Annotated in this window: 11 protein-coding genes; 7 read left to right on the forward strand and 4 right to left on the reverse strand. The window is 64.5% G+C overall.

What is annotated here, in order from left to right; translation table 11 throughout:
• Window positions 1-7: 7 nt before the first annotated feature.
• Both OEZ71_RS05950 and OEZ71_RS05955 read left to right on the forward strand, forming a co-directional pair.
• Window positions 8-643, forward strand: coding sequence for a LysE family translocator (locus OEZ71_RS05950; protein ID WP_263739040.1), 636 nt, complete (start codon window positions 8-10; stop codon window positions 641-643).
• A 71-nt stretch (window positions 644-714) separates the two neighbouring features.
• Window positions 715-1,005 carry a chorismate mutase gene (locus OEZ71_RS05955; RefSeq protein ID WP_263739041.1) on the forward strand — a complete coding sequence of 97 codons (291 nt, stop codon included), beginning with the start codon at window positions 715-717 and terminating at the stop codon, window positions 1,003-1,005.
• 3 nt (window positions 1,006-1,008) lie between these two features.
• Here the strand turns inward: OEZ71_RS05955 and OEZ71_RS05960 are convergent, their stop codons facing one another.
• From OEZ71_RS05960 to OEZ71_RS05970, 3 genes are all read right to left on the reverse strand, one after another.
• Entirely contained in the window at window positions 1,009-2,256 is a 1,248-nt protein-coding gene (locus OEZ71_RS05960) for a glycerate kinase type-2 family protein (protein ID WP_263739042.1), read from the reverse strand.
• Window positions 2,257-2,259: 3 nt separating this feature from the next.
• Window positions 2,260-3,237, reverse strand: a complete 978-nt coding sequence (locus OEZ71_RS05965) for an HpcH/HpaI aldolase/citrate lyase family protein (protein WP_263739043.1) — start codon at window positions 3,235-3,237, stop codon at window positions 2,260-2,262.
• 192 nt (window positions 3,238-3,429) lie between these two features.
• On the reverse strand, window positions 3,430-4,083 hold the full coding sequence (locus OEZ71_RS05970; RefSeq protein ID WP_263739044.1) for a response regulator transcription factor: 654 nt from the start codon (window positions 4,081-4,083) through the stop codon (window positions 3,430-3,432).
• A 210-nt stretch (window positions 4,084-4,293) separates the two neighbouring features.
• Here OEZ71_RS05970 and OEZ71_RS05975 point away from each other — a divergent pair, with 210 nt between their 5' ends.
• The 5 genes from OEZ71_RS05975 to OEZ71_RS05995 are packed head-to-tail and all read left to right on the forward strand — an operon-like array spanning window position 4,294 to window position 11,319.
• Complete coding sequence (locus OEZ71_RS05975; RefSeq protein WP_263739045.1) at window positions 4,294-5,541, forward strand: aminotransferase class V-fold PLP-dependent enzyme; 1,248 nt, start codon at window positions 4,294-4,296, stop codon at window positions 5,539-5,541.
• Window positions 5,542-5,575: 34 nt separating this feature from the next.
• Window positions 5,576-6,772, forward strand: a complete 1,197-nt coding sequence (locus OEZ71_RS05980) for a malate--CoA ligase subunit beta (RefSeq protein ID WP_263739046.1) — start codon at window positions 5,576-5,578, stop codon at window positions 6,770-6,772.
• Window positions 6,772-7,665, forward strand: coding sequence for a succinate--CoA ligase subunit alpha (gene sucD / locus OEZ71_RS05985; protein ID WP_263739047.1), 894 nt, complete (start codon window positions 6,772-6,774; stop codon window positions 7,663-7,665). Before OEZ71_RS05980 ends, sucD begins: the two co-directional genes overlap by 1 nt.
• A gap of 12 nt (window positions 7,666-7,677) precedes the next feature.
• Window positions 7,678-8,649, forward strand: coding sequence for a 2-hydroxyacid dehydrogenase (locus tag OEZ71_RS05990; RefSeq protein ID WP_263739048.1), 972 nt, complete (start codon window positions 7,678-7,680; stop codon window positions 8,647-8,649).
• 3 nt (window positions 8,650-8,652) lie between these two features.
• Window positions 8,653-11,319 (forward strand): phosphoenolpyruvate carboxylase, encoded by a 2,667-nt coding sequence (locus tag OEZ71_RS05995; RefSeq protein ID WP_263739050.1) that lies wholly within the window; start codon window positions 8,653-8,655, stop codon window positions 11,317-11,319.
• A gap of 11 nt (window positions 11,320-11,330) precedes the next feature.
• Here OEZ71_RS05995 and OEZ71_RS06000 read toward each other — a convergent pair whose 3' ends face one another.
• Window positions 11,331-12,005: a DUF1523 family protein gene (locus tag OEZ71_RS06000; RefSeq protein WP_263739051.1), complete on the reverse strand. Its 675-nt coding sequence runs from the start codon at window positions 12,003-12,005 to the stop codon at window positions 11,331-11,333.
• Window positions 12,006-12,008: the final 3 nt, after the last annotated feature.

Consider the following 12,008-nt stretch of genomic DNA (forward strand, 5'->3'; position numbering starts at 1 on the left):
GCAGGCGATGGATGGCCTTGCCCTTGAAACGCTGGCGGCCTTCATCCTGACATCGGCGGTGATCGAACTGACACCGGGGCCGAACATGGCCTGGCTTGCCATCGTGGCCGCGACGGAAGGGCGGCGGCCGGGTTTTGCTGCAGTGGCGGGCGTGGCGCTGGGCCTTGCAGTCGTGGGCCTCGCGGCGGCCCTTGGCGTCGCGGCGGCAGTGACTGCCTCTCCCTTCCTGTACGAGACATTGCGCTGGGGAGGGGTTCTCTACCTTCTCTGGCTTGCATGGGATGGCTGGCGGGACGGCGGCGACGGGGTCGACAAGATGCCCTTTGGCGCGCGCATGCTGCGCTATTTCCGGCGGGGTCTGATCACCAATCTTCTGAACCCCAAGGCGGCCGTCTTTTATATCGCGGTCCTGCCCGCATTTACCGATCCAGCGGGCAAGGTATTGACGGAAACGATAACTCTCTCAATGGCTTACGTGGCCGTCGCGACCGTCATCCACGCAGCAATCGTGACCCTGGCCGGGCTCGCCCGCCATATCCTCGACGACCCGCGCCGCAGCCGGATCGTGCGGCGGGTTTTGTCGGCGCTCCTGGCACTCATCGCGCTCTGGTTCGCCTGGGCGACAGGACGGACGGCGCTGTGACGGACAAGGGGCCGCATTGTGCAGCGCGGCCCATGGCGCTATGAGGCGGACGCAAGCGGACGGAGAACGGAATGAAAGCGGCGGATTGCACGACGATGGAAGAGGTGAGGGCCGAGATCGACCGGGTCGATGCGGCGCTTGTCGCGCTTCTGGCCGAACGCACCACCTATATCGACCGCGCATCTGACCTAAAGCCCGCGCTCGGCCTTCCCGCCCGGATCGAGGACCGGGTCGAAGAGGTCGTCGCGAAAGTCCGTGACCGGGCCGAGGCGGAAGGATTCGATCCCGCTTTGGCCGAGGCGCTCTGGCGGCGGCTCATCGACTGGTCGATTGCCCGCGAAGAGGACGTAATCGGGCGCTGAGCCCTACTTCAGCATCAGGATCTGGACATCGGCGACATTGGTGCCCGTGGCGCCGGTGATAAGCAGGTCGCCTGCGGCCTTTAGAGCCGCATGGCTGTCGTTGTTGGCCAAAAGCGCCTCTGGGTCCTGCCCGGCGGCGCGGATGCGCCCCGCCGTCCCGGCATCGACGATGCCGCCCGCCACATCGGTCGGCCCGTCGCGGCCATCGGTACCGCCCGAGAGGAAAACCCAGTCGCGGCCGAGATCGGGCATCGCAATCGCGACGCGCAAGCTGAGTTCCTGATTGCGTCCGCCGAGGCCGTTGCCTTTTAGGACAACAGTGGTTTCGCCGCCGAAGATCAGGCAGGCGGGGCGGTCCCTTGGCGCGGTTCGGGCGGTGTGGATCACCGCTTCAGCGGCCTCGGCGACATCGCCTGTGAGGTGGTCGCTGACGATCCGGGCACCGGTTCCGGCAGCTGTCGCAACAGCATCAAGGCTTTTGCGGTTCGAGCCGATCAGGATGTTTTTTGCTTTTGGCAGAGGGCGTTGCGGTTTCTCGGCATCCAGATGTGCGCGGACAGTGGCAGGCAACCGGTCCCATATACCGCGTTCGGTCAGCAGGGCCCTCGCATCCTCGACGGTACCGATTGGCGCGACGGTCGGGCCCGAGGCGATGACCCGCAGGTCGTCGCCGATCACGTCCGACAGGATATAGGCGGTGACCGGTGCAGGGGCAGCATGGCGCAGGAATCCGCCGCCCTTCAGCCGGGAAAGCTGCTGGCGGATCAGGTTGACCTCCGTGATCTCGAAGCCGTGGGCGAGGAGCAGGCGGTTGACCTCGGCCTTGTCGGCGAGCGTCAGCCCCTCCGCCGGGGCAGGGAGAAGCGCCGAGCCGCCGCCGGAGATAAGGGCGATGACCCGATCGGCTTTCGTCGTGTTTGTGAGACGGCTGATGACCTCCGCCGCCGCCTTTGCGCCGTTCTCGTCCGGCACTGGATGGCCCGAGGCCATGACCGTCGCGCCGGGCAGGTCACAGGCATTTTCATAATTTGTGATCACGAGCGCGTCGTGGGCGTCATCGCCCAACTGACGCAGCAGTTCCGTCGCCATCGGGACGGCAGCTTTCCCAATAGAAACAACATGATATACCCCACCCGGATCGGGGCGGGGCAAGGGATTTTCGGTCAGCGCCGCGCGAAGGGCAAGGGCCGGATCGGCCGCCCGGCAGGCGGTCTGGAACAGCTCTTTCGCCCTCTCGCGCAACGCGGACATGGCTCAGGCACCCGCGATCTGCTTGGCCTTCTGGACCAGCACTTCAGCCTGACGGATCGAGGCATAGTCGATCAGGCGACCGTCAAGCGACACGGCACCCTTGCCGGCTGCAGCGGCCTCTTCCATCGCCTTGAGGATACGCTGCGCCTTGGTGACCTCGGCCTCCGACGGGCTCATCACCTCATTGGCGAGCGCGATCTGGCTCGGGTGGATCGCCCATTTGCCCTCGCAGCCCAGAACCGCGGCGCGTTTCGCGGCGGCCTTGTAGCCGTCCGGGTCCTGGAAATCGCCGAACGGACCGTCGATCGGACGCAAGCCATTGGCGCGGGCGGCGACGACCATGCGGGCCAGCGCATAGTGCCACATATCACCCCAGTGAACCGCACGGCTGCCATCCTCAAGCGGGTCGGTCAGGACCGAGTAGTCCGGATTCACGCCGCCGATGATCGTCGTGCGCGCACGGGTGGAGGCGGCATAGTCGGCGACGCCGAAATGCAGGCTCTCGTTCCGCTTCGACGCACCGGCAATCTCGGTCACGTTTTGCATGCCCAAAGCGGTCTCGATGATGTGTTCGAATCCGATCCGTTTCTTCAGGCCTTTCGCATCCTCGATCTGGGTCACCATCATGTCGGCGGCATAGACATCGGCGGCGGTTCCGACCTTCGGAATCATGATCAGGTCGAGCCGTTCGCCGGCCTGTTCCACGACATCAACCACGTCACGATACATGTAATGCGTGTCCAAACCGTTGATTCGGACGGACATGGTTTTCTTGCCCCAATCGACCTCATTCAGGGCCTTGATGATGTTCTTTCGGGCCTGCGCCTTGTCGTCCGGTGCGACCGCGTCCTCGAGGTCGAGGAAGATCACGTCGACATCAGATTGTGCAGCTTTTTCAAACATTTGCGGGGCGCTGCCGGGGACGGCCAGTTCGCTGCGGTTGAGCCGCGCGGGGGCCTGTTCGATGACATGGAAGCTCATGGGGAAAGTCCTTGGTCGGGTTGCCGTTGGGTAACGGGCGCCATTCAAGGACGGAAAAATCTTCGCCTGTCAAGAAAGATTCTTGCGCGACAGAATGACGCTGAGCAATGTCCAGAAAGCCATTTTCGGCGGTCGGCAAAGCGTCGGCGCATTGTCAGCAAAACGTATGGCAAGCGTCTGGCAGGTGCCCGGTCAGCGCGGCCCGGCGCGCTCGCCGGGCAGGCGCGACGAGTAGTAAAACGCGATCGCCTGGGCCCGGTTCGTGACCCCGAGTTTTTCGAAAAGGTTCGACAGGTGGAACTTCACCGTGTTGGCCGAAATCTCAAAATCCCGGGCTAGGTCCTTGTTGGTCAGACCCTGCGACAACGCCTCCAGCAGCGCGCGTTCGCGGCGGGTCAGGCTGTGGATCGGGTCGGCCTGCAATTCGCGGATGTCGAGGAAGGGAAACACCATCTGGCCCTGCGCCACGGCAAGGCAGGTTTCGAGAAGCTTCTCAACCGGCGTGTTGCGGCCCACGAACCCGGCCGCGCCCGAAAGCATCGCCTGCCGCGCCGTTTCGCCCTTGGGGTCATCGCCGTAAACCACGAAGCGCGGCGCATTGGCCTGTTCGCGCAGAACCTCGATCAGTTTCTGCCCGCCAAGTGCCGGGACATTCCAGTCGACGACGCCGATCCTGACCGGCACCCGCATCACCATGCCGAGAAACCCCTCGGCCGTGGCGGATGTCGCCACCAGCGAGAATCGGGGGTCACGGTCGAAAAGCTCTGACATGGCCGAAAGCACCAGCGGATTGCCATCTGCGAGCGAGACCGAGATCGGCTTGGCGGAAGGATCAAGGTTTTGCATTCATTGGCCTTTTTCGAAAAACCTACCCATTAAGGTTGGTCTAATTTTGGTATACCTCAGTATTCATACCGCTTTGGGTAGGTTTTTTCCAACCAAACTGGATACCCAAAAGCAGGAGTAACGCAGGTTGTGACGCCACGGCAAGCCCGATTATCTGAATCCTGACACCGGAGCGATCCGGAGAAGGCAGATTTTGTGGAGGCCCGCCCGATGAATGATACGACGATCTTCCCGCAGCTCGACATTCCCGAGACGCTTGCCGCGGGCCCCGGCCCCGGCAATACCGACCCGCGGGTTCTGGCGCGCTTTGCCCAGACCGGCCTTGCCGACCACATGCAGGCCGACGTGCTGCGCGGCATGGTCGAGTGCAAGGAGATGCTGCGGCAGGTCTGGGGCACGAAGAACACTTACACCTACGGCGTCGGCGGCACCGGCTTTTCCGGCCTCGACTGCATGCTGGGCGCGATCCTGCCGGGCGACACGGTGGTGGCTTTCGTCAACGGCACCTTTTCCGGCATCGACGGGCTGACGATCCGCATGAAGGCGGCGACCCGTGAGGAGCTGGCCGCGAACGCAATGGACCCGCAGGCCGCGTCGGTGACGATCGTCAATGTTCCCCACGGCCAGTCGGTGACGGGCGAGATCGTCGAGAAGGCGCTCAGCCAGCACAAACCGAAATGGGCCTTCATGGCGCATTGGGAAACCGGTTCGGGCCGGATCAACGACCTGCAAGGGTTCTCGGATGCCTGCGAGCGGCATGGTGCGATGGGGCTCGTGGACGCGGTCTCTTCCCTCGGGATCGCCGACTTTTCCATCGACGCCTATCCGGGCGTGGTCGGCTGGGCGTCCTGCCCGCAGAAGGGTGTGCTCTGCCTGCCGCTGACCTATGCTCCGGTCAGCTTCACCGATGCCTACATCGCCCATGTGCGCGCCAATGGCTGCGCCTCCTACGTGCACAACCCGGTGCTGGAAGCGCGCCACTGGGGCATCATGGACGGCAAGGACGTACCGGCGGGCGCCTATCACCGCACCCATTCGGGCTATGCCGTCGCGGCTTTCCATGAAGCTTTGCGCATCACGCTTCAGCATGGCCGCGCCCAGAAGGCCCGCGACTATGCGTTCCACGAGAAGGCGCTCCGCGATGCCGTCACCGCGATGGGCTGCGACGTGACCTCGAACATGACCAGCCTTGTCGTCCTGAACCTGCCTGCCTCGCTTGCGGGTCGCGAAAAGGAACTGGTGCAGGGCTGCCGCGCCAAGGGCTTCGGCATCTGGCCGACACTGTCGGAGCCGGTTCAGGTCCGCATCGGCATCCTGAACCAACTTTCGGAACGCGCCATCACCGATATCGTCATGCGTTTCGCCGTGGCGATGAAGGAGATGGGTGCCGAGATCGACATGGGCGCAGTGCAGGCAGGGCTGGACAGGCACTATCAAGCCGCGATGGCGGCTGAGTAATTACGGAATAGTCACGGGCGGAGGAGGCTCGCGAATGGACATTCATGAATACCAGGCCAAGGAAATCCTTGGACGTTTCGGGGTAACGGTGCCCGATGGCGGGTTGGCCTACAGCCCCGAACAGGCGGCCTATCGCGCCCGTGAGCTTGGCGGCAACCGCTGGATCGTCAAGGCGCAGGTTCATGCTGGTGGCCGGGGCAAGGCCGGCGGCGTGAAACTCTGCGACAGCGAGGGCGAAATCCTCGATGCCGCTGACGAGATGTTCGGCAAGAAGCTGGTGACGCATCAGACCGGGCCCGAGGGCAAGGGCGTCTACCGCGTCTATGTCGAGGCGGCGGTGCCGTTCGAGCAGGAGATCTATCTGGGCTTCGTTCTCGACCGCACCTCGCAGCGGGTGATGATCGTCGCGTCCTCGGAAGGCGGGATGGAGATCGAGGAAATCTCGGCAGAAAAGCCCGAGTCGATCGTGCGTTCGACCGTCGAACCGGCCGTCGGCCTGCAGGAATTCCAGGCACGCGAGATCGCGTTTGCGCTTGGCATTCCGGCCAAGCTGACCCAGCAGATGGTGCGCACCCTTCAGGGCTGCTACCGCGCCTTTACCGAGCTTGACGCGACGATGGTCGAGATCAACCCCTTGGTGATCACATCGGACGACCGCATCCTTGCACTCGATGCCAAGATGACCTTCGACGGCAATGCTCTGTTCCGTCACCCGCATGTTGCGGAACTGCGCGACAAGAGCCAGGAAGACCCGCGCGAGGCGCGCGCGGCCGACCGGGGGCTGAACTATATCGGTCTGACCGGCAATATCGGCTGTATCGTCAATGGCGCCGGTCTGGCCATGGCGACGATGGACACGATCAAGCTGGCGGGTGGTGAGCCTGCAAACTTCCTCGACATCGGTGGCGGTGCGACGCCCGAGCGGGTGGCGAAGGCGTTCAAGCTCGTTCTGTCGGACGCGAATGTGCAGGCGGTTCTGGTCAACATCTTCGCCGGTATCAACCGCTGCGACTGGGTGGCCGAGGGTGTCGTCCAGGCGCTGACCGCGAACCCGGTCGATGTCCCGGTCATCGTCCGCCTTGCGGGCACCAATGTGGAAGAGGGTCAGAAGATCCTCGCCCAGTCCGGTCTGCCGATCATCCGCGCCACCACGCTGATGGAAGCCGCCGAACGCGCCGTGACCGCGTGGCAGAACGACAAGACCCAGAACTCCAAGCTGAGGGCCGTCTGATGAGCATCTATCTCGACCGCGACAGCCGCGTCATCGTCCAGGGCATCACCGGGCGCCTCGCGAGCTTTCACACCAAGGAAATGATCGAATACGGCACCAATGTCGTCGGTGGCGTCGTGCCAGGCAAGGGTGGCGAGACCGCCCATGGCGTGCCTGTCTTCAACACGGTGAAAGAGGCCGTGGAAGCGACCGGGGCGAATACCAGCCTCGTTTTCGTGCCGCCCCCCTTTGCGGCGGACAGCATCATGGAAGCGGCCGATGGCGGCATCCGCTATGCGGTCTGCGTGACCGACGGTATCCCGGCGCAGGACATGATCCGCGTGAAGCGCTACATGTACCGCTACCCGAAAGAGCGCCGCATGGTCCTGACGGGGCCGAACTGCGCGGGCACGATCAGCCCGGGCAAGGCGCTCTGCGGCATCATGCCGGGCCATATCTACCTGCCCGGCCATGTCGGCATCGTGGGCCGTTCGGGCACGCTGGGCTACGAGGCTGCCCAGCAGCTGAAGGATCGCGGCATCGGTGTCTCGACCTCGGTCGGCATCGGCGGCGACCCGATCAACGGCTCGTCCTTCCGCGATATCCTGGAGCAGTTCGAGGCCGATCCCGACACCCATGTGATCTGCATGATCGGCGAGATCGGCGGGCCGCAGGAGGCAGAAGCGGCAGAATACATCCAGAACCACATGACCAAGCCGGTCATCGCCTATATCGCGGGTCTGACCGCACCCAAGGGCCGCACGATGGGCCATGCCGGTGCGATCATCTCGGCCTTTGGCGAAAGCGCCTCTGAAAAGGTGGAGATTCTGACGGCGGCGGGTGTAACCGTGGCAGAGCATCCCTCGATCATCGGCGAGACGATCGCCAAGGTGATGAAGAAAGAAGCGGCCTGAGGAGGCTTCCAGATGACGAAACCCAGAGTGCTTGTCACGCGGCGCTGGCCCGAAGCGGTCGAAGCAAAGATGGCCGAGGTCTTTGACCTGACCATCAATCGCGACGACCGGCCTCTGGGGCCGGATGACATAAGGGCGGCGATGGCCGATTACGACGCGGTTCTGCCGACCGTGACCGACCGTCTGCCCGCCCCGGTCTTCGATCTGCCCAAGACCCGGACCCGCATCCTTGCCAATTATGGTGTGGGCTTTGCCCATATCGACACCGAGGCCGCGAAATCGCACGGCATCGCGGTAACCAACACGCCCGACGTGCTGTCGGAATGCACCGCCGATATTGCCATGACGCTGATGCTGATGGTGGCGCGGCGGGCGGGCGAAGGTGAACGTGAGCTGCGCGAGGGGCGCTGGACCGGCTGGCGGCCCACGCATCTCATCGGCACCAAGGTTTCGGGCGCGACGCTCGGGATCATCGGCTTTGGCCGCATCGGTCAGGCGATGGCGCAGCGCGCCCATCACGGCTTCGGCATGAAGATCCTCGTCCAGAACCGGTCCAAGGTCGCACCGGAAATCCTCGCCCGCTACAATGCGGTGCAGGTCGACACGGTCGAGGACCTCTTGCCACAGTGCGATTTCGTCTCACTTCACTGCCCCGGCGGTGCTGCGAACCGGCACCTGATCAATGCGCGCAGGCTGGACCTGATGAAGCCGACGGCCTTCCTGATCAACACCGCGCGCGGTGAGGTCGTGGCCGAACATGCGCTGGCACAGGCATTGTGGTTCGGCACGATCGGTGGCGCGGGACTTGATGTCTTTGAACGCGAGCCGCTCATTCATCCCGACCTCAAGGATGCCGACAACCTCGTCATGTTGCCGCATCTGGGGTCCGCCACGCGCGAGACGCGCGAGGGGATGGGAATGCGCGTGCTGCAGAACCTCCGGGACTTCTTCGAAGGCCGGGAGCCGCAGGACCGGGTGGCCTGAGCGATGGGCGCCGCACCGGACCTGCATCGGGCAGAAGACGGGCGCGGCGGGCCGGATTACGCGGCAGAGCTGCGCCGTGAACTCGGGGCGCTGTGGCGGAATGTGATCCGCCGCCGCGCGCCACAGATCGCCGACCTGATCGACACGGGCGAAGCGCCGCTTCCCATGGGCGAGGACAGTATTCCCTGCCTTCAGGCGATCAATATCTGGTTCCAGCTGCTGAAGATCATCGACGAGAATGCCGCCATGCGCGACCGCCGCCAGACCGAGGCGCGCGACGGTGCGGCCGCGGTCGAGGGCAGTTTCGCCAAGGTACTGGCCGAAAACGCGACGGGTCTGAATGCCGCGAGTTTCACCGCGCTCGCCTACCGCCTGTCGGTCGGCCCGACGCTGACGGCCCATCCAACCGAGGCGAAACGGGTCACGGTTCTGGAAATCCACCGGCGCATCTACCGGCTGTTGGTGGCGCTTGAAACCCAGCGCTGGACCCCGCGCGAGCGCGAGGACCTGCTGTTAGATATCGAGGGCGAAATCGACCTTCTGTGGATGACGGGCGAATTGCGCCGCGAGCGGCCGAGCCTGAAGGACGAGATCGAATGGGGGCTGCAGTTCTTCCGCGACAGCGTCTATGACGCGGTGCCACAACTTTTCGAACGTTTCGCGACCGCCAAGGAAAGCCATTTCGGCAAGGCGGGCGAGGTAAAGCCCTGCATCCGTTTTCATTCATGGATCGGCGGCGACCGCGACGGCAATCCGAATGTGACGACGGACATGACGCGTCTGGCTGTCGGGCAGGCGCGGAAGGCTGTGCTGGAGCGCTATCTTGTCGGGCTGGGCGCGGCGGCGGCACGGATCAGCATCAGTTCGCTGATCGTGAAGATCCCACCCGCGACCGAGGCCCGCATCCGCGCGATCATCGCGCGGGGGGCATCGCCCGAAGCCTCGGAAAAGCGCAATCCCGGCGAGATCTTCCGTCAGGCCCTGACCGCCATGGCGGACCGTATCCGGGCAACCCTGTCGACTGCGCCGGGCGCCTACCGGGCGGCCACGGATTTCGTCGCCGATCTGGCCACGGTCGAGGCGGCGCTGATCGAGATTGGCGCGGCGCGGGCGGCGGAACGGCATGTGCGCCCGATCCGCTGGCAGGCCGAGGCCTTCGGCTTCCGCACCATGACGCTCGACATCCGCCAGAACTCGACGGTGACGACCGCCGTTCTGGCCGAGATCTGGGGGCTGAGCGGCCCGGCGCCGGATTATGGCAGTGCCGACTGGTCGGCGCGGCTGCGGCGCGAGATTGCCCTGCCCGACCTTGCATGGCCCGACCGCGCGCGTCTCAGCGCCAATGCCAATGAGTTGCTGAACCTCCTCGGGCTCATGCGCGAGATCCGGCATGGCGACGACCCTGATGCGGTGGGCCCGTTCATCCTGTCGATGACAAGGTCCAGCGACGACATCCTCGGCGTCTACCTGCTGGCCCGTTATGCCGGATTCGGAGCTGAAAAGATCGACCTCGCCGTGGTGCCGCTTTTCGAGACGATCGACGACCTGCGCGCAGCCCCTGCGGTCTTTGACGACCTCCTTTCGGTGCCGGTCGCCCGCCGGTCGCTCCGCAGCAATGCGGGGACGGTCGAGGTCATGCTCGGCTATTCCGACAGCAACAAGGATGGCGGTTTCGTCTGTTCCACATGGGAATTGGAAAAGGCGCAACGGCGGATATCCCAGACGCTGGCGCGGCATGATCTGCAACCGGTCTTCTTCCATGGCCGTGGCGGATCGGTCAGCCGGGGCGGGGCGCCCACCGAACGTGCAATTGCCGCCCAGCCCTTCGGCACCATCAATGGCCGCCTGCGGCTGACCGAACAGGGTGAGGTCGTGTCGTCGAAATATGCCAATCGCGGCACCGCGCTCAATCAACTGGAGCTTCTGGCCGCCTCGGTCCTGTCGCATTCGCTGGCCACGGTGAAACCGGTTCCGAACCCCGAACATGACGACGCGCTGGAGGCGCTGGCGGGCATGTCCCAGGCGGCGTATTCGAACCTGCTGCACCGGCCGGAATTCATGCAGTATTTCCTGCAGGCGAGCCCGGTCGAGGAACTGGCGATGCTGCGCATCGGCTCGCGCCCCGCGCGGCGGTTCGGCGCGGGCGGGCTTTCGGACCTTCGCGCTATTCCCTGGGTCTTTGCCTGGTCGCAGAACCGGCATCTTCTGACCGGCTGGTACGGGTTCGGCAGTGCCATCGCCTCGTTCCGGCAGGTGCGCGCGGGCGAGGGCGACCGGCTTCTGGCCGAGATGTTCACGCGCCACAAGCTCTTCCGGCTGATCGTGGACGAGGTGGAGAAGTCGCTGTTGCTGACGGATATGGAGGTCGCGGCGCGTTACGCGTCACTGGTCGAGAACGACGCAGTCCGCGACGCGATATTTGGCACGGTCGGGGCGGAATACGACCGGTCCATCGCCGCGATCCGGTTCCTGACCGGCAGCAAGGAGGTCGGTGCACGGTTCCCGATGATGCTCGGCAGGTTCGAACGGGTCCGGCCGCAGCTGGACCGGATCAACCGGATGCAGGTGGCATTGCTGGGCGAGGCACGGTCAGGTCATGCCGCGCGAACGACGGTGCCCCTGATGCAATCGATGAACTGCATCGCCGCCGGTCTCGGCTGGACCGGCTGACCGGCTGCCGGTCAAGGGCGCGGCTTGCCCTTCCACGTCCCAAGCCAGGCCCTGAACCGGCCCCAGACGCCCCGCGCGCGTCCGGCGGCGGCGTCGGCGCGATCCTCCACCCCGTCCCAGGCCTCGCCCATGTCTTCCAGCACCGGGTCGATGGAGCGTTCGCGGAACTGCAGCCACATGCGGCGCAGAACCAGCAGGATCACGGCAAGGAACACGAAGAAGAAGATGTTGAACCACGGGATGATCGTCGCATCCGGCCCGTCGACCGGCTTGATCGAGATCGCGTTCGGGAAGGCCGAGAAATAGACGATCCGCCAGCCGTAATGCGTGACCGAGACCCATTGCGGCGCGGCGGCGGTGGATTTCAGGTCCTCCGCCTCGGTCTGCAGGTTGGCGGTGTCGAACTTGAAATAGGGCGGCCAGGACCAGCTTGTATCCTCGTTGCGGTAGACCATCGGCTTGCCGTTGGCCTTGACCGTCTGGATGAACTGCACATCGCGGTTCACGAGCGTGCCGGACTGGTCATCCGGGCTCGACCAGAAGATCCGGGTCCAGTCGTTCAGGTCCTGCCGTTCCTGATAGGTGTTCACCACCCGCACGATGTCATGCTGCGGCAGCGTGTAGTGGAAGAACCCGATCACGGTCAGCGCCAGAAGCGTCAGGATCGTCCATTTCGCGTATTTCATAAC

It is taken from the genome of Albidovulum litorale (assembly GCF_025751495.1).
GTDB lineage: Bacteria > Pseudomonadota > Alphaproteobacteria > Rhodobacterales > Rhodobacteraceae > Albidovulum > Albidovulum litorale.